A 23,215-nucleotide genomic window follows, 5' to 3' on the forward strand; every position below is an offset into this window, starting at 1 on the left:
ACCCCTCTCCGGTAAACCCGGGGCGATTCAACCCTGTTTTGACCGGCTTTCTCCAACGAGCACGTTACTGTTTCGTCAACAAGGAAAGCACCTCATCCTTCACAGTTAGCTGAGCGCGCACGGCGATGAGTTCCTTCTCAAACTCGTTGCGTTCTGCCTTCAATTTCTCAATCAGGGTATACAGCTTGTCGTTTTGTTCATGGGATGCCTCCAGCTGCCGCGCAAATTTTGTGCTTTTCTGTTCACTACGCTCCCTTTCAGTTCGAGCGACATTCAAAAGATCACGAAGTTCCCGCATCGGAAGAGCGTTCTTTTTCAGGAGCTCGCTGTAGCCTTCTGCTAACCCAAGAAGTAGCTGGCGTTTGACCAGATCGCAGGCATGATCGAGTAAGCTGGTGGCTTCAGACGGCAGGGCTTCAATCAGCCGCAGTGTGCGTTCTTCAGCTTCCCTGGCCAGGATATCGTCAATCACGATTTGCAACGCCTCGGGTCTCGGGCTGATCTGGAGGTGTTGTTCTTCACGCAGGTGCCGCTTCACAGCCTCAACCGAAGGCTCAATCCCACGCCCAGCCAAGTCCTTGAGAGCCTTGGCAACTTGGTTCTGATTGTAGGATTTCGGGCGTCCTGCGCTGGTTCTCATAGTCATGGGGTTCCCTTGCCGTACGGGAATTTGTCAAATTCGATTTGACCATTGATTTGACAAACTGGTTTTTTGATCAGGAAACCGGGTTCGTCCCGGCGTCTGACAGGGAAGTGGGTTCACCATTTTTGCGTAACAAACCGGGTTTGATTGCTGCTTTTTAGCATTATCCCGTGTGCGGGTCTTCATAGTCATATCTATGCAGTGAGGTCGCCGATGGCAGGCGGAACTGGCCAGCCGCCTAACACCAAAAGAACCAATGTGATTTCAAGATTGGAGGATTTCTTTAAGTTCCAGAGCAAAAAGTAACACGTTTACAGGGTATTGGCACACCGTGGATCCGCCAGAACGGGGGGGCTCAGCGAAACGTGATGTTGCCCGGCTGAAACGGGACCAGCATCCTTCAAAACGGTTGGGGCTTTCCAACCCGGTTTCGACATCCAGCTACGGCCCCAGTTTTTCCGAACACAGCGAAAAGGAAGCCTGGAATGGTAGCAGACAATGGAAAATTCAGAGTGTCAGCGATGATGGTCGATTACCTTCGCGCAAGTCAACTTGCCTTGAGAGATCAAAGATTTCTGCTGGCCACGATTTATTTTCAACACCTGCTCGGGGACTGGCCGCACAAAGATTGGGGTGGATCCCGAAATCAGAAGCACTGGATGCCCTTGAAGGACTATCGCAACCTTGGCTGCGCTCCCAAATCCAACGATGCCAGGCATTTTCAGGCGGCAACCGAGTTCTGGCAGAAAGAAAGGGTTCTCTTTGATGACATCGCCTTGACGCAGGATCGCCGGCATGTCGAATGGCGGTTTTCGGAATTCAGCTACAGCATGATGTCCGAAATGGACAGATACGCTCTGATGATTGCTGAAAGACTGAAAGCCGCCCGGACAGATCTGGACATGGATGTCCTTCTTCAGGTTGTGCTGCATCACAAAATGCGGCGACCGGAGTTCCGGATGTTCGATCAGGGTCTTCAAGGTCAGGGCGATGTGCCCGTGTCCTTCAGGCTGAAGGATGTCGATGGAAAACTTAGAAGCAGCTTGCAGCGTCTGGCTGATCTTACGGGTTACCGGTTTGTCGTCGGTTACCTCCAAGAAGGCCATGTGCCGGGGTACACTGCAGCAGTCATTCGCATTCAGCACAAAGGAACGGAATGGCCATCAGGGCGTATTTTCAAGTTTCCGCCGCGGACCAGACAATTCTCTCTGGTCCCATAAATCGGCGAAGCTCAACGATCTGTTCAAGCGGAGGCCTGACAAAAATTTCCGAAAACTGCTTTGGGAAACCCAAAAATGGCCAACCTACTTTGCAAAGGAGAAGCTGAACGATGTTTCAACAATTGAAATCCTGGGGAGACGAAGGCGGGCTGTCTGAAGGGGGCTGGCCAAAACTGAAGGCCGCAATCGAATTCCACGAAGCTTTCGGCAGCGATCGCGGTACAGATGATATGGTGCATCCACATCAGTTTGAAGATGTCTGGCTTTACGATCTGGAGGATGTGCCAGGGCATTTCAGCAATCCGGCACAATACCAAGCCTGGCGGAATATTCTGATTTCCGCGTTGGAAGCGTATTCTGGACTGATCTCCCGGCAGTCAGCAAACCAAGAAGAGGCGAAGGACGATTGGCTGCGGCTGCGTGACTGGTGCAGGGAGCGGGATTTTGGTTACGTGCATGAGAACAACCTTCTGGCGCTGCGCCGTGTGGCCCTGAGGCTGGACACCACGCTCACGGAGGTCACCCAAGACTGGGCAGAGGATGTGCAGAAAGGTCTGGAACAGTCTCATAGGGCCGCGTTCAGAGCTGGTGTCGGCGCATTCGAACGGGCACGGGCTGTTCCTGAAATCCGTCGGAAATTCGGCTTGCCCGAAACTCCTATCGGACAGCTTCAGCGCAAGCCGTCGCCGAACGAAAAGTGCCCGTTGCCGCCACGTCTCAGGGCGGCCTTTGAAGAATGGATAGGTCTATTGGCCGCAGGGGAGCCCGTAGGGTTTAGAGGCAGGCGGCGCAAATCTGTAGCGGAAGCAACGCTCCGCCAGTATCGTTTTGCGATTGCGTGGTACTGGCGTGCTTTTGCTTATGCATTCCCAGAGCAATCGGACCCGGATCCCGCCGTACTCGCCGACCAGCAGGTGTTGGAGGAAACCTCCAGAATTGCGGACGAGACCAACGGTCTTCAGCTCAAACCGGGCATCAAAAAGGAATACCTCGGAAAGATTCAGCCGTTCCTCCACCGGTGGAATCCGCGATTGGTGCAACCAGAAGTCGGAAAGAAGGAAATAAATGAAGGATGAAAAGACAGGAAAATTCGTACTCGCCGGACGGATCAGCGAACGCCTCGCCGCGCTGGAAGCACCTGAGAAGTTTGTTACTCAGGCAAGGGCAATCGAATCTGGCGAGACCTGTTTGAAAGGGTATCTCAGGAAGCCTGCTCTCAATGGTCTGGCCAGATTTTTTGAGTTGGCGGTCTCCCAAGGCATTCCTTTGGAATTCCAGGAAAGCACCATCACGGCCTACCTCGGTGATCTTGATGAAAGATCTACCGGCCCCGACTATTGGTTGCGATATACAACCGCGATGCAGGAGGTGGCACGGGAGATGTGTTACCCTTACGAAATTATCGATGGGTTTGAAGGGAGGTTGGGGCCCGCTGCTTAAAGCCTTTGCTGTTTCACCCACTAAAACGGCCCAGACCGGACCTTCGACCCATTGTCATAATGCTGCGGTGCGGTCCTGCATTGCTGACTCCCGCTGCACTTGCACAATGTTGATCGCCTACAACTCATACAATGCGGGACGATTCTGGCTTTCGCGGGGCCTACCCAAAGGCCCGGTTTGGGTGGCTGGCGTCAGCGACGAAAAGAACCAAGCACCGCGAACCGTCTTTTGCTGACAAAACCGAGAGTAGTTGCCCTGGCGCCTCAAGGAAACGGTTCATTATTGACAATTTCGTGTCGAAATTCTTTAAGTATGTAAATCTATGAGCAGAATAGGATGCACCATGAAGACCGTCGACAAGGCAATGTCTGTTCTCGACCAGTTCTCCATGGAGCGTACTGAAGTTGGGTTGAGTGAACTTGCTACCCTTGCCGGGTTGGACAAGGCCGCGACTCGGCGCCTTTTGGTTGCGATGGCCAAACATGGGTTTGTCGAGCAGGTTGCTGCGGGTGGGAGGTATCGCCTCGGGCATGGTTTCTTGCGGCTCGCACGCATTCGTGAAGCAACCGTTCCTATTGTCCGTGCTGCTCAGGAAACGACCGACTGGTTGTCCGCTAAAGTAGAAGAGACGGTTCATATTGGTGTGCCCGGAGAAAAGGGCATGACAACCATTGCCTATTGCATGCCCAGCAAAGGCAATGTGATCAACATTATTCCCACTCAGGTTCTTCCGTTTCATCTCACGTCTTCCGGTTTGATCTACCTGGCTTTTGCGACTGATGAGACTCGTGAACGCATCCTGTCGATCAAGCGTGAAAAGACAACGGACACGTCCCAAATCCGGAAAACCGACATTGTGCGGACAATCAACCATTTCCGAGAACATGGGTATTCCCAGAGTCGCAACACCTTCGAAAAAGGTGTTGCAAGTATCGCAATGCCGTTCTTTGACAATAGCCTCGATCCCGTCGGAACAATTGCCATTGCTGTGCCAGATGCGAATATGAACGAAGAGCGGGTCAACGAGCTATTGCCGCTCCTTCAAGAAGCAATCGCTCGTATGCAAACTTCGTTGACGGGATTCCAGAACCAATGAAGCATTCGGTCTTTGACCTGAGGCAGGGGAAAGGCCGAACACCGCGCAAGATTTCAGTATTTCACCTGCCCCGCGCCTTGTCGCACAGATCGGTTTCTGCGCGCAGTTCCCCTTTCCCCGGACGGACTTATCCTGTGCGGCCACTGTGACAGGTATGCCAAATGCGGTGTAGCTGTTCAGAACGGCGATGCGGACCTGCAGTGCGGCAACCTGGCGCTCAAAGTCGCGGGCCATCAGGGATTGGCCGGGCAGCTTGATGCAGTTCATCTTACTCTCGACACGGCACCGGCGGTGGTACTCGCTTCATCGCCGCCAGAGTGCCCTGCCCAGGTATTTGGAGGCGCGCAGAGCCTCGTTACGCGCGCTCATTGCCCGGCAGGCGATTTCTGAAAGAAATCTGCCGAGAGGGGGGGCAGAGCTCGTCGGCTTCCAGGGCTTGGCGTTCTTGTGCGGCGGGACTGAGGAAGGTCCGGAAAAGGTCCGGGGGGCCGTTTCCCTGACGAACGGCAGCCGCATCACGGGCGGCAATCGCCCCGTGGCATTTGCGGGTGCCGTAGGCGCCGTCGGCCGTCACCGAACCGATCTGTTCGTCGGTCGGAATCTGGTCCAGCAGGTCGGGCAGCACCTGTGCATCTCCGATGTTGCTGCCGGTGATCTCAACGGCCCGGACTTCCAGCGTTTCCTCATCAATGCCGATGTGGATCCTGCGCCGCTTGCCGCTTGCCGCTGCCGCCGTGCTTGCGGGCGTTCCATTCCCTTTCGCCCTCGGCCTTGATGCCGGTGCTGTCGATTAACAGGTGCAGCGGATCCTGGCCGCCACGGTAGGGGATGCTCACGTTCAGCTTTCGCTGGCGGCGACACAGGGTGCTGAAGTCTGGAGCGGCCAGTCCAGCCCGACCAGCCGCAGAGGCTCTGCATGAAACCGGTTGTCTGCCTCAGCGGCATGCCGAACAGAACCTTCATTGTCAGACAGGTCTGGATCGCGGCATCGCTGAAGCACGGCTGCCGACCTCGCTTCCCGGTCGGAGGAGGCTTCCACACCCTATCAGGATCAAACCAGATCGCCAGCGACCCGCGTCACTTCAACGCCTCATTGTAAGCTGACCAGTTCGTGGTCTTGTACTTCGTCGGGGTCCAACTGCTCATGGCACCCATCTATCATACTGGATTCATGCAGTGAATCCAAAAGCCGATTTGGGAAACACAGTCACGAAGGGGCACCATACGCTTTCGGAAAGCGAGAAAATTCCACCAGAAGCAAGCAGAACTTCACCCAAATCCTGGTGAAGCAGGTTGACTCTGGATTGCTCGATTGGCACTTTATAAGCACCATTGGTGTTTATAGTGACCCTGCCTGCCACGAATCTACCTGGAGCCGAACATGAACTACGACTTGCTCTTTGACCCTGTGAAAATCGGGCCGGTTACCGCCCCCAACCGGTTCTTCGCTGCGCCTCACGCGACAGGTCACGGCTTTTCACTGCCAAGCGGCGCAATCGCACTGCGGGAAACAAAGGCAGATGGTGGTTGGGGCACTGTAGCGGTTCAAATCACCGAGATTAGCAATGACACTGACATGGCCAACCACCCGATCGAACGGATTTGGGATGAAGTGTACTTCAAACCCCATGCTGAGCAGGCGGAACGGATCAAGGCAAAAGGTGCGCTTGCCGCCATCGAGCTGGGCCATGGCGGCATGCGTGCGCGCAACTTCGCTACCGGCATGCCGGTTATCGGCCCATCCGATCTGCCAATCCTGAAGCCTGAAATTCCAGTTCAGGCAAAAGCTATGGATAAATCAGACATCCGTGGTTTTCGTGAAAGCCACAAGAAGGCCGCGCAAATGGCGAAACGGGCGGGCTATGACATCATTTATGTCTATGCCGCTCACGATATTTCGATCCTTTCGCATTTCCTGTCACGCAGGACCAACCACAGGTCAGATGAATATGGCGGTTCGCTGGAAAACCGGGTCAGGCTTCTGCGCGAGGTTCTGGAGGACACACTTGAGGTCGCGGCAGGAGAGCGTGCCGTGGCGCTACGATTTGCGGTCCACGAGGTAGGTGCGAAGCTGGCCATGACCCATGACGGTGAAGGCCGCGAGGTGGTTGAAATGCTGGCCGAATTGCCGGACCTGTGGGATGTGAATATCTCCGGTTGGTCGGCGGATTCCAACACGTCGCGGTTTTCGGAGGAAGGATATCAGCTGGAGTTCACCGAATTTGTCAAAAAGGTAACGTCGAAACCCGTTGTCGGAGTTGGGCGCTTTACCAGTCCGGACAAGATGGTGTCCGTCATCAAGTCTGGCAAACTCGACCTGATCGGCGGGGCGCGCCCATCCATTGCAGATCCCTATCTTCCCAACAAGATTCGTGAAAACAGGGTTGAGGACATCAGGGAATGCATCGGCTGTAATGTCTGTGTCAGCATGGACGCTTATGGGGTTCCTTTGCGTTGCACGCAAAACCCGACGATCGCAGAAGAATGGCGGCGCGGATGGCATCCTGAGATCATAACTCGCGCACAGAAGGAGCAATTCTCACTGATCATCGGCGCCGGACCGGCGGGACTGGATTGTGCACTGACCCTTGCGCGCGCGGGGCATCAGGTGACTGTTGCAGAAGCTACTGACGAAGTGGGTGGTCGGGCGCTCCGGGAAAGCAAGCTGCCGGGATTGCACGGATATCGCCGCATTGCGGAGTACAGGGAATATCAGCTGCGGCAGATGGGCAATGTCGATATCTACACCTCAAGCCCGTTGTCCCCTGAAGACCTGCCCGAATTCGGCGCCGATAATGTCGTGATTGCTACTGGCTCGACTTGGCGGTCTGACGGGGTTGGGAGCGGCAATTTTGACCCTATTTCCTGGCCTCAAGGTGCCCGGGTTCTAACGCCTCAGGACTTGATGGGCGGAGCCAAAGCCGAGGGGGCGGTGGTCGTTTATGATGACGAACACAACTACATGGCCAGCGTGCTTGTCGAAGCCCTTCGCAAGAAGGGGCACCCAGTTACCTATGTGACGGCTGAACAGGCTGTGGCACACTGGACGGCCTATACGTTGGAGCAGCGCAAAATCATTGCTCGCATGAAAGAAATGTCAGTGCCCATGCATGTCAATTCCTCACTGTTGGGCTTTGACGGCACGCATGTGCAGATCCAGAACGACCTGTCCTTGACTGGGCCGGATAGCCTCGCCTGCGAAACTCTTGTGTTCGTCGGCGCACGGATTCCGGAAAACACCATGCTTTCAAAAGCTCAGGAGCTTCTGGGAGAAGGCAAAGTCACAATTTGTGGAGACGCGTTGGCTCCGGGGACGATGCAGGCTGCGACCTTGTCAGGCCATCGCATCGCAAGATCGATCCTGGATCAAGGGACCGGTTTTTTTCGCTTGGAAGAGGCAGACATCTGAACTTCGATTCAGAACTGGAAGGGGTGCATGTCAAACGGGTTGCGCCCCTTCCTTTGTGCATGATCTCCGCGATGACTTCATACTTGGAAACTCGAAGGTCGACAGCTGCATCGGTCAGAGAAAGATTTAGAAAAAATGGCCACGGACCCAAAGCCACACAGGCGACGGAAACCTCCAGCACACTCATCTTGGTTTGGCTCAAAAGTTCCTTTGCTCTTTCAAGCCGCATTTGCTTGATGAAGCGCGAAGGAGATGTGCCGCAGTGCTGGCTGAACAGACGCTCGATTTGGTTTCTTGATATGGCATGACGACGGATCAGGTCGTCTGTAGTCAATTCGCAGTCGTCATCGGCTTCCTGCGTTTCCATGATGGACAGAAAGAGAGCGTTGCGCGTCCCATATCGATGGTCGACAGCTCAATCTCTGTGGAGTTTGAGAGGTTCTTGGGAGGCCTCCAATCCTGTGGTCTGCCACCTTCGCCACGATACCCTCTCCCAGTTCAGTCTGGATCAGGTTGAGCATCATATCGGAGACAGAAAGCCCGCCAGCGAACGTAACCAGCCTCTCATCTGACGTATAGATCTGAGTTGCGGGTCTGTGATTAGGGTGCATTTCAAAAAAGCTGTTCTGTACACTCCAATGCAGAGTGAAGGCACGCTCTCCTACGACACCCGCACGCACAAGCCATGCAGCCGCTGTTCCCAGCGCGCCAAAAAGAGTGCCCATCCGTGCCCGGCGGCGAAGCCAACCGGCGATAGTTCTGGCGTTGGGCTTTGCCGTGTCATCAAAAGCGCAGTAAAACAAACGATCACAGGGTGTGTCGTCGTCTATCGCCCCATCCGCCGGACAAGACATTCCATTGGTACAGGAAACCTCCTCGCCATCTTCGGACAGGACGCGCCACTTGTATCGCAACTGTTCGGACAGGCGATTTGCGATTGAGAGCGGCTCGATTGCGCCCGCCAAATTTAACACTGAAACCCCGGGGCAAAGAAGAAACGTGAACTCCAAGGGCCTGTCGCTGTCCAAGAATTCGCCTTTTTCACCAGGAATTTCAGATGTAGTGCTTCAATGGCTTCCCTCACGCTCAGAGTTTGATCCAGGCGGTCTTTAGGTTGAGGAATTTCTCGAAGGCGTGCAGAGACTTGTCATGCCCGTTGCCGGACTGCTTGACGCCTCCCAGGGGAACGGTCACATCCGGCCCGCCATAGGTGTTGACGTGCACCACGCCAGATCTCACCGCGCGAACCATTCGGTGAGCACGGCCCAAATCGGCGGTCCAGACGCCCGCAGCCAGCCCGTAAACGGTGCTGTTGGCAATTGCAGCCGCTTCGGTTTCGTCTTCAAACGGAGTCACGGCCAAAACGGGCCCGAATACTTCTTTCTGGGCCACGCTATCTTGCGGCTTAACGCCAGTTATGATGGTTGGCTCCATATAATACCCGCCAGTTTCTTCCAGAATTCGTTTGCCGCCTTGATAGACCGTGCCACCTTCTGCCTGCGCCGTCTCCACAAAGCCCAGATCCTGTTCAAGCTGGGTCAGGTTGTTGACCGCGCCGGAACTGGTGGTGATGTCCAACGGATCGCCAACCTTCATGGCCGCGGCATGTTTGGCCAACTCCGCCACAAACTCATCATGAATGGATTTTTGCACCAGAAGGCGCGACCCCGCCACGCAGACCTGTCCTGAATTTCGGAAAATGCCCCCTGCGCTGACTTTGGCGGCTTCAGTCAGATCACGGGCATCATCGAAAACGATATTGGGGGATTTTCCACCAAGCTCGAGATAGCACCGCTTCATGTTGGAGCATGCAGAGCTTTCAAGCAGCCTGCGGCCGACCCCGCCCGAGCCGGTAAACACCATCACGTCCACGTCCATGGAAAGGGCCAAAGCCTCGCCCACCACTCGACCTGCTCCGGTGACGACATTCAGAACGCCGGGCGGGATGCCCGCCTCAAGCGCCAGTTCAGCGATGCGCAACAAGGACAAGGACGCCGTTTCTGCGGGTTTCAGAACAACAGAGTTTCCGGCGGCCAGGGCCGGACCCAGTTTCCACGCACCGATCATCAACGGGAAGTTCCACGGCACAATCGCAGCCACCACGCCGATGGGTTCGTGATGAACAAGACCCAGAATGTCCTCGGAAGTCGGCGCCACCTGACCATAGATCTTGTCTATCGCCTCGGCATAGTAGCGGATTGTGTTCACCGCCGACCCCACTTCGGCTTTGATCGCCATGGCGATCTCGGTGCCATTGTCGCGTACGCCAAGCACCGCCAACTCCAGAGTTTCGGCTTCGATCAAGTCTGCCCACCGAAGCATCAATTTCTTGCGCGCGGCGGGCGCAAGGCACGACCAACGCCCGTCTTCGAATGCGGCCCGTGCAGCCGCGACTGCGCGATCCGCATCATTCTTGGTGCCCGCAGCTGTTGTCGTCAGAACTTGCCCGTTTATGGGGGACAGCACCTCGTGGGTTTCACCGGTTTCGCTTGCACAGAACTCGCCATCAATGATGAGGGTGCGTGGCGTCACAGGCAAATTGCGCAGTGCGTCAACTTTGGATTGATTGAGCATGGTTTATCCTTGCTGAGACGTATGGACGTCGTGATCGTGATCCATCTCGGCGATGCGATCCTTGTGTTCGCGGCGCAACGTACGAACATGCATGAGCAAAACGAAGACGATGAGCAGCGCGAGGATGGCAGCGATGGGCCGATCCACAAAATCCCAGGGGTTTTTTACCCGGATCATCGAAGTTCGCAGTTTCGCCTCCATGATGCCGCCAAGCACCATTCCGAGAATGATCGGCACCAGTGGCAGGTTCAGCCGCTTGAGGATCAGGCCAAGAATGCCAAAGCCGGAAGCGATAGCGCAATCGATGACGGAATTGCGCAAAGAATAGACTCCGACAAAGCTGAGTGTCAGGATCATCACGCCCAGGAACCTGGTGGGGATTTGGATCACCTTGGTCAGGAGGTTGGTCGAGAACAGCAGGAAAATCATGACGATCAAGTTCAGAATGATCATCGCAATATAAAGCGCATAGACAAAATCCAGTTGGTTCTGGAACAGCTGCGGCCCCGGGATCACGTTGTGCACGTAAAAGACCGACAGCATCATCGCGGTCAGAGCCTCGCCCGGAATGCCAAGTGCCAGCAAGGGGATCATGGCCGCGCCTGGCACGGCATTGTTTGCCGCTTCGGAGGCGACCAAGCCCTCAGGTGATCCTTCACCAAACGCTTCCGGGTTTTTCGATGTTTTTTGCGCGTAAGTATAAGACATGAACTGCGCGGTAAATTCCCCAACGCCGGGGATCATCCCCATGAGCACACCGAAACCGGATGCAGCGGATGCCACTCGCTTGTACAGCCAGATTTCTTTCAGGCTGGAAAACATCGAACCTTCGATGGGTTGTGGATGTGGGGTATTGTCCTTGTCGACCAGCAAGACAAACGCTTGCGAAAGCGCAAAAAGACCAAGCACAACGACGATCAGGTCAAACCCGCCAGCCAGCCAGGTTTGGTCGAAGGTAAAGCGGCGGGTGTATTTGATGGGCTCCAGCCCGACCGAATTCAGCAAGATGCCAAACCCCGCCAGCATGCCAGCAGCAAAGACCTGCCCGCGGTGGGCCAGGACCACCAAAATGATGCCCAATAGGGCAGCCAGGAAAATCTCACGACTTCCGAAATGCGGTGCAACCAATGCCAGCAATGGCGACAGCAGGATAAGGCACAGGATCGAAAAGATCCCGCCAAAGAACGATGCAGAGTAAGCCAAGGCAAGCGCACGGCGCGCCTCGCCACGTTTGGTCATCGGATAGCCGTCATAAGTGGTCAGAGCATTGACCGCTGTGCCGGGTGTGTTGATCAGAATAGCTGGCAGAGCACCGCCATACATCGAACTGCCATAGATCCCCAGAAGGATGGTCAAACCGACAATCGGTTCAAGCGAGAAGGTTGCCGGCAACAGGATGGCAATGGCCACCGCTGCACCAACTCCGGGAATGGCACCGATGACAACCCCCCCGATCGAGCCGATCAGCAGGGCGACCAGAACCTCCCATCGGGAAAGGAGTTCAACTCCGGAAAGCAACGCGTCCATGAGGCACCTCAGAAATAAGTCAGCATGAAAGAGCGCAGAGCGTCGGGCAGGTACTCATAGACCTGTCCTCCGGGGACTTTCACTTGCAGAAGGGATTTGAAAATGACAACGACAGTCGCCGCCAAAGCGACCGCAGCTCCCAGAAATGGGCGCAGAGGATAGGCCAGCCTAAGTGTCAGAATAACGGTGAAGATGATCGTGGATGGCAGATATCCAAGCCGCGGCACCAGCAGAACATAAGCCATGAACCAAGCCGCATATTCGAATGAGCGGAGCCAGAACCCCACCTCTTGCCAGCGCCCATCAAGTTTGGGCGATACCAATGAGCTGATCAGGTGAAGAGCGCCAAATCCAACCATCGTGTATACTGCAACGGTTGGCCAAAAGGAGGGTTGAGCAGCCCATTTTGTTCCTTTCACAGTTGCCGTCTGGGCATCCAGATTGAGCAATAGGAACAGACTGAAGGCCAAAAAGACCCAGGCAAAGACCAGATCACCCGGTCTTCTGTATCGTTTGAAGAGGTCTTGAAGGGTTTTGGAACGTATCACAGGTATTCTCCCACGCATGTCCTGTCCCGATTGATCGAGGCGGCCGACACCCAGGTGACGACCGCCCGGGAGAGACAGCATTACTCAGAGAGCATGCTGCCGATCTCACCCAAGGTGGAGATGTTCTTGGCGATCAGCGCCTGGGTGTCGTCTGCGTTTTGCCAATAGACCAGCGCACCGGTTTCCGAAGCCAGCTTTTGAGCGCGTTCAGACATCATGGTTTTCTCTGCAACCGCGATGATTTTGGCGCGCACGTCAGCGGGCGTATCTTTGGGAACAAACAGACCATTCCACAGAGCAATGTCCAGATTGGAGGAGATTTCCGACACGGTCGGGGCGTCTGGTGTCAAGCTGATACGCTCGCCACCAATCGACGCAAGCACCTTGATGTCATCGATGCAGGGCAGCACCAACTGCAGGGTCGTATTCATAACGTCTACATCGCCAGATGCCAATGAGTTGCAATCCAGCATGTCAAAGGCCGCATCAGACCCGAAAGAGAACCCTTTTTCGCTGGCCAGTGCCATGGTCACTTGGGTCGGGATAAGCGGGGCGCCGAAATGGCCCAGAGCGACGTCATTTTCTTTGGCATAGGCCGCAAGCCCGTCCACATCGTCATAAGGGGCATTCTTTCCGGCGACGATGACAAACGGATAGGTCAAGAACGCGCCGAGCGGTTCAAACGGGTTCGGGTTCAGCTCGGGGATGCCGATCTGAGGGCCGACCACCGGCACCGCCACGATGAACGAGCCGATCGTGTAGCCATCAGGCTTTGCACCAGCCACTTCGACAGCGCCCGGGAATGGGCCACCGCCACCACCGGGCTTGTTCACGACCGCAGCAGGCACGCCGTACTCTTTTTGAAAGTCTTCCGCGATCATGCGCGTCAGCACATCCTCGAGATCTCCGGGGGGCCACGGGACAACAAATTCTACAGGCTTTTCCGGATACTCGGCCTGAGCCGCTACTGGAGCCAGCGTCATTGAGGCCAATATGGCTGCGGTAAGTGTTCTCTTGAGCATTTCTCTCTCCCTGAGTAAATCCTTGGGGTCACTATTGTCACCATCTGTGCAAATAATAATTGCATGGCGGATCAATTTGTGTCAACTCTGGTGTGAAAGGTGACCCAATTTTGATAATCGGCACAGGGGGAAGCAATGATGGGAACGGTCTCTAATGCACTGAAAATTCTTCATTATTTCCCTGATGGCGCAAAGGATATTGGTCTTTCTGAAATTTCCCGCCTGACTGGCCAGAATAAGGCAACGACTTACAGATACCTTTGCGAACTCGAATCGAATTGCTTTGTGAAGCAGGACCCGAATACAAAGGGGTATCGATTGGGGGCCGCGATCACTGACCTTGCGCGCTTGTCTGATCCAGGCACATCGATCCTTCAAATCCTTGCGCAGATTCTTGAGGCCGTATCCGACGAAGCATCTTGTTGGGCATTTCTGTATTCGGCACAGCAGGGCCCACTGGTGCCGCTTGTGGTCTATAATATGGGGACACCGCAGGAGGCGGACTTTCAGGAAATCTCGGCCTACTCGAGTCCAGGAGTTTGTTTGCATGCCGTTAGTGGCAACGTGCTGCCTAACGTTGCGCGCTCCAACCGGAGCGGATCTCTGTGGGATGAATCGGTTTCTGAATTCAAAGCCCATGGGGTTGCCCCATCTCCTCACGAGACCGGACCCGCCATATCCTATTCCGCACCGGTCTTCGATGCGACGGGCTCGTTCAGGTATATCATCACGCTCGCAAGGCCACGAAACCCTTCCAAGAAATCACCGATGCCTTTGAAGTCGGCCGTCTTACTTGCGGCGCGATCAGGCACGGCAGCCTTCGGGGGAACCCATTTATCCAATGGTTCCCAATCGAAACCAAAAAACACTGCGCCGGGGGCTGCATTGCACCCTCGAAAGCTCTGACTTTTCGGAGAACAACAAATGACCAAGCCCCTTCCCGATCAGGCTCCGGTTGTCATCATTGGCGGCGGCATTATCGGAGTTTCGACGCTGTATCACTTGGCGCACCGTGGCGTGCGTGCTGTTTTGATCGAACGCAAGAAAATCGCCAGCGGTACCACATGGCATGCCGCCGGGATTGTGGGCCAGCTGCGTGACAGCACCTCGCAAACCGAGCTTGGGAAATACACGGCCAAGCTGTTTCAGACTCTGGAAATTGAGACCGGGCAAGGCACTGGGTACAAGCAAAACGGCACGATCAACCTTGCCCTCAGCGACCTGCGGCACGAGCAATTGTTGCGTAACCATGACCACGCGGCGCGCATGGGCATTCCAACCCGGATGCTTTCGGTGCCGGAATTGCAAGAGTTCTGGCCTGATGTTGATGTTAGTGATGTAAGATCTGCATTTCATGTCCCATCGAATGGTCAGGTTAATCCACTCGATGTTTCCGTCGCATTGTCCAAGGGCGCGAGGGCGCTGGGAGCACAGGTCTTTGAGGGAACCAAAGTCGAGCGGTTAATCCTAAACGGTGGTCGCGTCACCGGTGTTGAGACCGACAGAGGGGTGATTGCAACCGGCAAAGTTTTGATCGCCGGGGGCATGTGGAGCCATCTGTTCGCCAAAGCGCACGGGGTGACGGTGCCATTGCATGCCGCCGAGCACTTTTACATCGTGACAGAGCCGGTAAAGGGGCTGCCATCGACGCAACCCATTTTGAATATCGCCGAAGAGCGCACCTATTGGAAAGAGGATGCGGGCAAGCTGCTGATCGGCGGGTTCGAGGCGATGGGTAAGCCCTACGGGCGCGAGGGCATCCCCGAGGATTTCGAATTCGATGAGCTGCCATTTGACATGGAACACGTCGAACCCGAGCTGGAACGCATGTTCGCCCGGATGCCGGCGCTGGCCGGAATGGGTATCCAGACTTTCTTTAACGGGCCAGAAAGCTTCACCCCCGATGGGCGTCCTTACATGGGCCCGTCTTCCGAGGTCGAAGGCGTGTTTCTTGCCACAGGAATGAACTCCAACGGTATTCTGAATTCCGGCGGCACCGGGTTGACCATGGCTGAATGGCTGATCGACGGTATGCCAACACGATCCATGCTTCCCTTGCTGGCGGTGCGTGCGCACCCGTTCCAGAAAAACACCGCCTATAATGCCGAGCGTGCCGCCGAGGCAGTGGGTTTTCACTATGGCATCCACTGGGCGGGACGGCAGGTAACCTCCGCGCGCGGGGTGCGACAGGTGCCGTTGCATGATCGATTGAAAGACGCCGGCGCGCAGTTTGCCGAGCGGATCGGCTGGGAAGTGCCGATGTATTTCGGCGAAGACTGGCGCGACGCGCCGTCGATCCGATGGAAACCCTGGTCGGCGCATGTGCGCGACGAGTGCCTTGCGGCGCGCGACGACGCGGTGATTCTGGATCAATCAATGTATGGTAAGTTACTTGTGCAGGGGCCGGATGCGGTCAAAGCATTGAACCGGGTCTGCGGCACCGAGATGGATGTGCCCGTGGGCAGTTCCGTCTACACACAATTCCTGAACACACGAGGCGGGATCGAGGCGGATGTAACAGTGACCCGTATGGCCCTGCAAAGCTTCATGGTGGTCACCGGTCACCCCAGTCAGATGCGCGACCAGTACTGGATCAAAACAAACGCGGACCCGGATTGGCAATTCGAGGTGTTCGATGCCACCTCGGCCTATGGGTTGCTGACCATTCACGGCCCGAAATCCCGCGATATCCTGCAGGCGATCAGCGGCGATGACCTTTCAAACGAGGCATTCCCCTTTGGTGCTGCTCGGGAAATCGACATTGCCCATGCCAGAGGGTGGGCGATCCGCCGGTCTTTCCTGGGCGAGTTGGGTTTTGAACTGATGGCCCCGACAGAGTTCATGTCTGGGGTTTACGAAGCACTTATGACGGCAGGCAAGCAGCACAATCTGCGCCACATGGGTATGTTCGCCATGAATGCCTGCCGATTGGAAAAAGGGTTTCGTCACTTCGGTCATGACATTGGCGAGGACGACACACCTTTTGAAACCGGACTGGGGTTCGCCGTATCGTTGGACAAAGGTGATTTCCTGGGCCGCGAAACCCTGGCAGAGCAGAAGGCAGGCGGCTCTGCCACCCGACATCGCACCGTGTCGATCAGCGTACCTGGCCTGACCGCAGAGGAAGGCCCCTACCTGATTCACAATGAACCCATATGGAAAGGTGGCGGGATCGTCGGCCATGTCACCAGCGGCGACTGGGGTTTCCGGCTGGAACAGATGATTGGACTTGCCTCCGTTGAAAACCCGGAAGGGGTTTCCAAGGCGTGGATCGACGAAGGCGGTTTCGAAGTTCAGATCGCAGGCCATCTGCACCCGGTCACGGCGCAGCTCGCGCCATTTTATGACCCCAGGGGAGAAATTATGCGCGGTTGACGCGCATCAGGGAGGAAAACCATGAACGACGCAAAAGCCATTCTTGTCATTGGCACCTATGACACCAAAGACCCGGAGCTGAACTTTGTCTGCGACAACATTCGCAAGCTGGGCGGTGAGGTCATTTCCATGGATGTCAGCGTTTTGGGAGATCCGTCAGAGCCGACAGATATTTCCAAGCATGATGTGGCTGCGGCTGCCGGCAAGACCATTCAGGACGCCATTGACTCGGGCGACGAAAACCACGCCATGCAGATCATGGCGGAAGGGGCGGCGAAGCTGACGGCCAAGCTTTATGCCGAAGGCAAGATTCACGGAATGCTGGCCTTGGGTGGCACCATGGGGACCGACCTGGCGCTGGATTGCGCGCGCGCCTTGCCAATTGGCGTGCCAAAATACGTTGTCTCGACGATTGCCTTTTCGGCCCTGATCCCGCCAGAGCGTCTGTCCGCGGATATCCAGATGATCCTCTGGGCCGGTGGGCTCTATGGGCTCAATGACATTTGCATGGCAACCCTCAGCCAAGCGGCAGGTGCGGTATATGGGGCAGCACAAGCGGTGCGCGCGCCCGACCCGGATCGCCCGGTGATTGGCATGGTCAGTTTTGGTTCATCGGCGTTGCATTATATGGTGCATCTGCGCCAGCCGCTGATTGATCGCGGATTTTCATTGGCCGTGTTCCACGGTACCGGCATGGGTGGCATGGCGATGGAGAGCCTCGCTGAACAGGGATATTTTTCCTGTGTGCTCGAGCTGGCTGTGGCCGAGATTGGCAACCTCATGGTCGGCTCCATCGTCAATGCAGGGGCGGACCGGATGACCGCAGCAGGCCGCCATGGCATTCCCATTATCGCGGCACCAGGGTTCGGTGACATGATCGATTTCGCCACCTGGCAGCCAGTGCCCGAACGGTTCAGCGACCGGCCTTATCACGCCCACAACCGGCTACTCGCATCGGCGGCACTGAACGCTGAGGAACGCGGTGAACTGGCACATGAAGTGGCCAACCGGCTGAAGCAGTCTAAGGGGCCGGTCAAGTTCATTCTTCCGACCGACGGCATTCACGCCTGGGACACCGAAGGTATGCCCGCGCATGATCCCGAAGCTCTGGCACTCATGGTCGAAGCCTACAAACGCGAGATGACCGACCCTATCGACCTGACCGTCATGGAATGCCACATCAACGACGAGGCGTTCTCGGCAAAAGTGCTGGAGATCATCGACGGCTGGATCGCGGATGGCACCCTGAAAACCAACGTCACACAATCGGGAGGGTGACATGCTGGAAGGCCAGTACGATATCCTGTTCGAGCCGCTGAAGATTGGCCCCGTCACAGCGCCCAATCGCTTTGTGATGATGCCTTATGCTAACGGGCATTCCTACCTGATGCCCAATGGTGCCATTGGCATCCGCGAAACGCGTGCCGAAGGGGGGTGGGGCATTATCGGCATGCAGCTGTCCGAGATCGACCCGACCTCGGACTTGTCCGGATTGCCGTATGAACGACTTTGGGACCATGGCGACGTGAAGGTGCACGCGCAATCTGTCGAGCGCATCCACACCCATGGTGCACTGGCGTCGATCGAATTGGCCCACACCGGCATCCGCTCACGTGGTACCGAGAACGGTTATCCTGTCATGGGACCGTCCTCGCTGCCAACGTTGAAACCGGACATGCCCTACAACGCCAAGGCGATGGACAAGTCAGATATCAAACGTCTGCGGGCATCGTTCCGGGCCGCCATCGGCAGGGCGAAACAAGCTGGTTATGACATGGCTTATGTCTATGCCAGCCACGACGCCTCGATCCTGTGGCATTTCCTGTCCCCGGCCTACAACCACCGAACGGACGAGTATGGCGGAAGCTTTGAGAACCGCCTGCGATTGTTGCGGGAAGTTCTGGAAGAGGCGCAGGACGAAGCTGCCGGCGAAATGGCGGTTGCCCTGCGCTTTGCGGTGCACGAAGCCTCTGGCCCTAAACGCATCACCTTTGACGGCGAAGGTCGTGACGTTGTCGAGGCTCTTGCCGAGCTTCCCGACCTCTGGGACATTAACATCTCGGGGTGGAGCGCAGACAGCCAGACCGCACGTTATGCCAGACAAGGCTATCAGGAAGAATTCACCAGCTTCGTCAAACAGGTGACGAGCAAACCCGTGCTTGGGGTCGGGCGTTTCACGTCCCCCGACACAATGGTCAGTCAGATCAAACGCGGGGTTCTGGACATGATCGGTTCGGCGCGGGCTTCGATCGCCGATCCGTTCCTGCCGAACAAGATCCGCGAAGGCCGTATCGAGGACATCCGCGAGTGCATTGGCTGCAATGTTTGCGTCTCGGTTGAATTGTCGGGTGTTCAAGTGCGCTGCACCCAGAACCCGACCATGTCCGAGGAATGGCGGCGGGGTTGGCATCCCGAAAAGGTGCCAGCGGCATCAAATCCGGAAACAGCCCTGATCGTCGGCGGCGGTCCCGCCGGACTGGAAGCCGCCCTGACACTGGCCCGCGCGGGACACGAGGTTACGGTGGCCGAAAAGGCCGATGAAATGGGCGGGCGCAGCATACGCGAAGCGACCATTAAGGGTTTGGCATCGTGGGCACGCGTGCGCGACTACAGGCTCTATCAGCTGCAACAGATGGGCAATGTGAACCTCTATGCGGGGAGCGAACTGGATGCAGACGGCATTGCCGAATTCGAAGCTGATCATTTGATTCTGGCGACAGGGTCGCGCTGGCTGGACGACGGCCGCGGCCGTTCCAACCTCGCGCCGATTGCCGGTTTCAAGGGGGCTGCGCTGACCCCGGATGATATTCTGGACGGTACAGAAGTCACTGGCCCAGTCGTGATCTATGATGACGATCACTATTACATGGCCAACGCACTGGCGGTGGATCTGGCCGAAAAAGGCCACGAAGTGCATATCGTCACCCCGTTGCCAACGCTGGCAGGTTGGATGGGCAACACGCTTGAGCACCCAAAAATGCTCGGAGAACTGATGGTAGCGGGGGTGAAAATGTACCCCAACACTACTGCCACCGGCTGGAACGGCGGGGCGCTCGACGTGACCCGATCCGATACTGGCGAAAGCTTACCAATCATAAATGCTGCGACGCTCATTGCTGTCACCAATCGCATTCCTGAGATCAGCCTTTCCGAGGCTCTGACGGCTAAGGGGATTGCCCACCGCACCATCGGCGACGCCGAAGTTCCCGGCACCATCCAGGCGGCGGTCTACTCCGGACACCGCCATGCCCGAGAATTGCTGGGCACCGAACCCGAAGACAGGATCTTCAAACGAGAGCGTCCGACGCTCCTTCTCTGAAAACAAATTGGATATTCGTCATGGAAGCCAGGAAAACACCCCTCTATCACAGCTTTATCGAGCGCGGCGCAAATATGCGCAACGCCGGTGGTTACTTTGCGCCGATCACCTTTAGCGATCCGAAAACCGAGCATCTGACAACCCGTGAAAAAGCCGGGCTATTTGAAATCTTCGGTCAGTTCCTGATCGAGGTCACCGGCAGTGATGCAGAGCGTCTGATCAACGAATCCCATGTTGCGGACGTAACCAAGTTACCTGACATGAAAGGAACCTATTGCGGTATCCTGAATGACGAAGGTGGCTTTCTGGACGATGTCATCACCTGGCGTGTGAACGTGGACAAATTTTGGGTTTGTCCGGCGCCACATCGGGTTGATGTGATCGTCAATCACCTGAAAGAAGCTGGCAAGGATATGGAGGTTAACGTTGTTTCGTTGGGCTATCGCTATACCTCTTTGTCGATCCAGGGGCCGCAGTCGCGCGCATGCCTTCAGGAGATGACGGCTGCGGATCTTTCCAACGATGCGCTGAAGCCCTTTGAGATCGTCGAAACTTCGCTGAGCGGGGTCGATGACGTCATCATCTCGCGCACCGGTTTTACCGGCGAATTGGGTTATGAATTGTTCATTCCTACCCAGAATGCCGAGGACCTCTACGCTGCCATTCTCGAACAGGGCGCCGACAAAGGTCTGGTGCCCTGCGGCGTTGCTGCCATGGTCACGCTCCGGATTGAAAAGCGCTATCCGATCTTTGGCCGTGATATTACTGAAGCCAATAATCCGGTCGAAGCCGGACTGGGTTGGACGATCCGTTCCAAAGAAGCGAACTACACCGGGAAAGCTGCCATCCAAGCGCTAAAAGCGTCAGGGAGCGAACGAAAACTGGTGCTGCTTGAAATGCCGGAAGGGGCTGAGGTTCCCGAAGCCGGAACGGAACTGACATCGGCAGGGCAAACCGTCGGAAGCGTGACCTCGGCCGGTATGGGGCATTCGGTAGGCCGCGCCCTGGCTATGGGTTACGTACCCACGGATTTGGCAGTGAACGGTCAGTGGATAGACGTTGGTGAAGTCAAATCTGCGATTGTTCACACCGGCCCGGTCTATGATCCCAGAAATCTGCGTTCGCGCGATTGATCAAAACAAACAAGGCGTTCCCGGTTTTCGGCCATGAAGACCGGGGGCGCTCACTAAAATTGAGTGCTCAAAAGGAATTCGAAATTGAACCGCGACCCGGCTGTTGTGCTCATCTCCGATGATACCACGGTCAAGATCGGGGGCTTTTTCGACTTTGGGTCGCCCGACCACCCGCCAGGAGCATTCTGGTTGGCCGGGCCGGATTTCAGAAGGGTTTTATTGCCAATCGCATGGAACGCATCATGCCATCGCCAATAGCAGATCTGGGCCGTTCTCAAAGGCAGCTTCGGCAGCTTTCAGGGACATCGGCCGTCAAAACGAACCGGGGCTTCGCGCAGCTTGGACTCGGAGCCTCGATGCGGCAGTGCAGAGTGAAATCCAACGCCCTGATTATCTGAATGTCAGCTTCTGATGTCGCAACATGGTCGGCTTGCGCATGCAGCGAACTTCGTCCTTCCACCCCTTGACACCCAGGGTCCTGCGCGGTGCTGCACCCTGACCGAAGGTCCGCTCCGGGCTGGTTCAAACCGATCAGGGCTAACCAGGAACGCCATCGCGGCGGGCGGCTTGGCGCTGCGCCGCCGCAAGGCAGCAGAAGAGAGCCCTTCTCGGTCATTGACCACCAGGCGAACCATCGAGTGTGCAGCGTGCCACGAACGGCGCACTGCGGACATCCAGTTGATGGCCGAGGTAAGCCTGCTTTATAAAAGAAACTTTCCTACAAAGGCAGAAGCGCTTTGGACTGTCACCGGCAGCAATCGCGGATCAGGTTTTCCATAAACCGCCATCCCTCCTGGAACTGGTCCATTAGAATAAATTCGTCCGGCTGGTGCGCCTGGGCAATATCGCCGGGGCCGCAAATGACTGTGGAATAGCCGCTCTGCTGGAACAGGCCGCCTTCGGTGGCATAGCTCACAACACGGGGTGAATTGTCGCCGGTCAGGCGACGGGCCAACTCCTCGGCGACACCATTTGGTTCAGGCGCCAGTCCCGGCGCGTTAAAGTCTTGGAGCCGGGTGATCCCGGCGTCCTGATGAACTGCATTCATTTGCGCGTCCAGCCGGGCGACCTCAGCCTCGAAACGGGATTCCCACAGGCCCTGATCCTCGCCCGGGACTACGCGGAAGTCGATCTCGAAGCGGCAATGGCGGGCGGTTATGTTATGGGCCGTACCGCCCCTGATGGTGCCCACGTGGACGGTGGTGTAGGGAGGCACGAAACCCGCATCCAGCGGTCCGGGAGTGCGGGCGGCGTTTTCCGCGTTCACCCGGTTGGCCCAGCTGACCAGCTCTGCCGCCATCATCACGGCGCTGACGCCTTCGTGCATAATCGAGGAATGCACCTCATGTCCGCGTACATCAACGATGTAGCCGAAGCCGCCCTTGTGGCCCGAAACCACCTGCATCATCGAAGGTTCACCCACGATCACTGCATCCGCCGCAGGAAACCTGCTTTGAAGCATGCGGTCGATCATCGGCAGCGCACCGGTCATGCCGACCTCTTCATCATAGCTCAGCGCGATCTGGATCGGGCGCTTCAGCGGGCTTTTCAGCGCCAACGGCACCGCGGCCAGCGCCAGTGCATCAAAACCCTTCATGTCGCAGGTTCCGCGGCCGTAGAGCCTGCCGTTCCGCTCCGTCACCGTGAATGGATCGCTGCTCCAGTCCTGGCCTTCGACCGGCACCACATCGGTATGGCCAGATAGCACCACGCCGCCCTCAACCTCGGGTCCGATATGGGCAAAGATGGACGCCTTGGTGCCGCAGGGGGACGGTACGCGGGTGGACGTCACCCCATGTGACAGCAGGTAGCCCTCGACGAAATCCACCAGCGCGAGATTGCTTTCGCTGCTGACAGTGGGGAAGGAGACGAGGCGATCAAGGATCTGGCGCGCGCTTAGATCCATGGG

The 23,215-nt window shown here is 56.5% G+C and carries 17 protein-coding genes and 2 pseudogenes; 10 read left to right on the forward strand and 9 right to left on the reverse strand.

Annotated elements, in window-relative coordinates; translation table 11 throughout:
- Positions 1 to 64: 64 nt before the first annotated feature.
- Entirely contained in the window at positions 65 to 646 is a 582-nt protein-coding gene (locus AQUI_RS0117570; protein WP_027258672.1) for a hypothetical protein, read from the reverse strand.
- A 482-nt stretch (positions 647 to 1,128) separates the two neighbouring features.
- Here AQUI_RS0117570 and AQUI_RS0117575 point away from each other — a divergent pair, with 482 nt between their 5' ends.
- The 4 genes from AQUI_RS0117575 (at position 1,129) to AQUI_RS28325 (ending at position 4,399) form a co-directional block, all read left to right on the forward strand.
- A complete protein-coding gene (locus AQUI_RS0117575; RefSeq protein ID WP_156916865.1) occupies positions 1,129 to 1,863 on the forward strand; it encodes a hypothetical protein in 735 nt (244 codons plus the stop codon).
- A 110-nt stretch (positions 1,864 to 1,973) separates the two neighbouring features.
- Entirely contained in the window at positions 1,974 to 2,939 is a 966-nt protein-coding gene (locus tag AQUI_RS0117580) for a hypothetical protein (protein WP_027258674.1), read from the forward strand.
- Positions 2,929 to 3,303, forward strand: a complete 375-nt coding sequence (locus AQUI_RS0117585) for a hypothetical protein (protein ID WP_027258675.1) — start codon at positions 2,929 to 2,931, stop codon at positions 3,301 to 3,303. The genes AQUI_RS0117580 and AQUI_RS0117585 overlap by 11 nt, the downstream gene beginning before the upstream one ends.
- 343 nt (positions 3,304 to 3,646) lie before the next feature.
- Positions 3,647 to 4,399, forward strand: a complete 753-nt coding sequence (locus AQUI_RS28325) for an IclR family transcriptional regulator (RefSeq protein WP_051371925.1) — start codon at positions 3,647 to 3,649, stop codon at positions 4,397 to 4,399.
- Between the two features lie 144 nt (positions 4,400 to 4,543).
- Here the strand turns inward: AQUI_RS28325 and AQUI_RS28330 are convergent.
- Positions 4,544 to 5,545, reverse strand: a pseudogene (locus AQUI_RS28330) (IS5 family transposase); the annotation flags it as partial.
- Between the two features lie 235 nt (positions 5,546 to 5,780).
- Here AQUI_RS28330 and AQUI_RS28335 point away from each other — a divergent pair.
- Positions 5,781 to 7,808, forward strand: a complete 2,028-nt coding sequence (locus tag AQUI_RS28335; RefSeq protein ID WP_035920063.1) for an oxidoreductase — start codon at positions 5,781 to 5,783, stop codon at positions 7,806 to 7,808.
- A 169-nt stretch (positions 7,809 to 7,977) separates the two neighbouring features.
- On the opposite strand, the pseudogene AQUI_RS32530 reads toward AQUI_RS28335, so the two are convergent.
- The 6 genes and pseudogenes from AQUI_RS32530 to AQUI_RS0117625 all read right to left on the reverse strand — a co-directional run.
- Positions 7,978 to 8,175, reverse strand: a pseudogene (locus AQUI_RS32530) (helix-turn-helix domain-containing protein); the annotation flags it as partial.
- Positions 8,153 to 8,782, reverse strand: a complete 630-nt coding sequence (locus AQUI_RS32535; RefSeq protein WP_425411840.1) for an AraC family transcriptional regulator — start codon at positions 8,780 to 8,782, stop codon at positions 8,153 to 8,155. The pseudogene AQUI_RS32530 and the gene AQUI_RS32535, both read right to left, overlap by 23 nt.
- A gap of 112 nt (positions 8,783 to 8,894) precedes the next feature.
- A complete protein-coding gene (locus tag AQUI_RS0117610; protein ID WP_027258676.1) occupies positions 8,895 to 10,382 on the reverse strand; it encodes an aldehyde dehydrogenase in 1,488 nt (495 codons plus the stop codon).
- A gap of 3 nt (positions 10,383 to 10,385) precedes the next feature.
- Positions 10,386 to 11,909 carry a tripartite tricarboxylate transporter permease gene (locus AQUI_RS0117615; RefSeq protein ID WP_027258677.1) on the reverse strand — a complete coding sequence of 508 codons (1,524 nt, stop codon included), beginning with the start codon at positions 11,907 to 11,909 and terminating at the stop codon, positions 10,386 to 10,388.
- A gap of 8 nt (positions 11,910 to 11,917) precedes the next feature.
- Positions 11,918 to 12,457 carry a tripartite tricarboxylate transporter TctB family protein gene (locus AQUI_RS0117620; protein WP_027258678.1) on the reverse strand — a complete coding sequence of 180 codons (540 nt, stop codon included), beginning with the start codon at positions 12,455 to 12,457 and terminating at the stop codon, positions 11,918 to 11,920.
- Between the two features lie 80 nt (positions 12,458 to 12,537).
- Positions 12,538 to 13,479 (reverse strand): tripartite tricarboxylate transporter substrate binding protein, encoded by a 942-nt coding sequence (locus tag AQUI_RS0117625; protein ID WP_027258679.1) that lies wholly within the window; start codon positions 13,477 to 13,479, stop codon positions 12,538 to 12,540.
- A 135-nt stretch (positions 13,480 to 13,614) separates the two neighbouring features.
- Here AQUI_RS0117625 and AQUI_RS30160 point away from each other — a divergent pair, with 135 nt between their 5' ends.
- The 5 genes from AQUI_RS30160 to AQUI_RS0117650 are packed head-to-tail and all read left to right on the forward strand — an operon-like array spanning position 13,615 to position 21,306.
- A complete protein-coding gene (locus AQUI_RS30160) occupies positions 13,615 to 14,385 on the forward strand; it encodes a helix-turn-helix domain-containing protein (protein ID WP_084294453.1) in 771 nt (256 codons plus the stop codon).
- An 18-nt stretch (positions 14,386 to 14,403) separates the two neighbouring features.
- A complete protein-coding gene (locus AQUI_RS0117635) occupies positions 14,404 to 16,854 on the forward strand; it encodes an FAD-dependent oxidoreductase (RefSeq protein ID WP_027258681.1) in 2,451 nt (816 codons plus the stop codon).
- A gap of 21 nt (positions 16,855 to 16,875) precedes the next feature.
- Positions 16,876 to 18,132 carry a Tm-1-like ATP-binding domain-containing protein gene (locus AQUI_RS0117640; protein ID WP_027258682.1) on the forward strand — a complete coding sequence of 419 codons (1,257 nt, stop codon included), beginning with the start codon at positions 16,876 to 16,878 and terminating at the stop codon, positions 18,130 to 18,132.
- 1 nt (position 18,133) lies between these two features.
- A complete protein-coding gene (locus AQUI_RS0117645) occupies positions 18,134 to 20,173 on the forward strand; it encodes an FAD-dependent oxidoreductase (protein WP_035920065.1) in 2,040 nt (679 codons plus the stop codon).
- Positions 20,174 to 20,193: 20 nt separating this feature from the next.
- On the forward strand, positions 20,194 to 21,306 hold the full coding sequence (locus AQUI_RS0117650) for an aminomethyl transferase family protein (protein WP_027258684.1): 1,113 nt from the start codon (positions 20,194 to 20,196) through the stop codon (positions 21,304 to 21,306).
- 745 nt (positions 21,307 to 22,051) lie between these two features.
- On the opposite strand, the gene argE is transcribed toward AQUI_RS0117650, so the two are convergent.
- Complete coding sequence (gene argE, locus AQUI_RS0117655) at positions 22,052 to 23,212, reverse strand: acetylornithine deacetylase (RefSeq protein ID WP_027258685.1); 1,161 nt, start codon at positions 23,210 to 23,212, stop codon at positions 22,052 to 22,054.
- Positions 23,213 to 23,215 lie beyond the last annotated feature (3 nt).

The sequence above is a fragment of the Leisingera aquimarina DSM 24565 genome (assembly GCF_000473165.1).
Taxonomy (GTDB): domain Bacteria; phylum Pseudomonadota; class Alphaproteobacteria; order Rhodobacterales; family Rhodobacteraceae; genus Leisingera; species Leisingera aquimarina.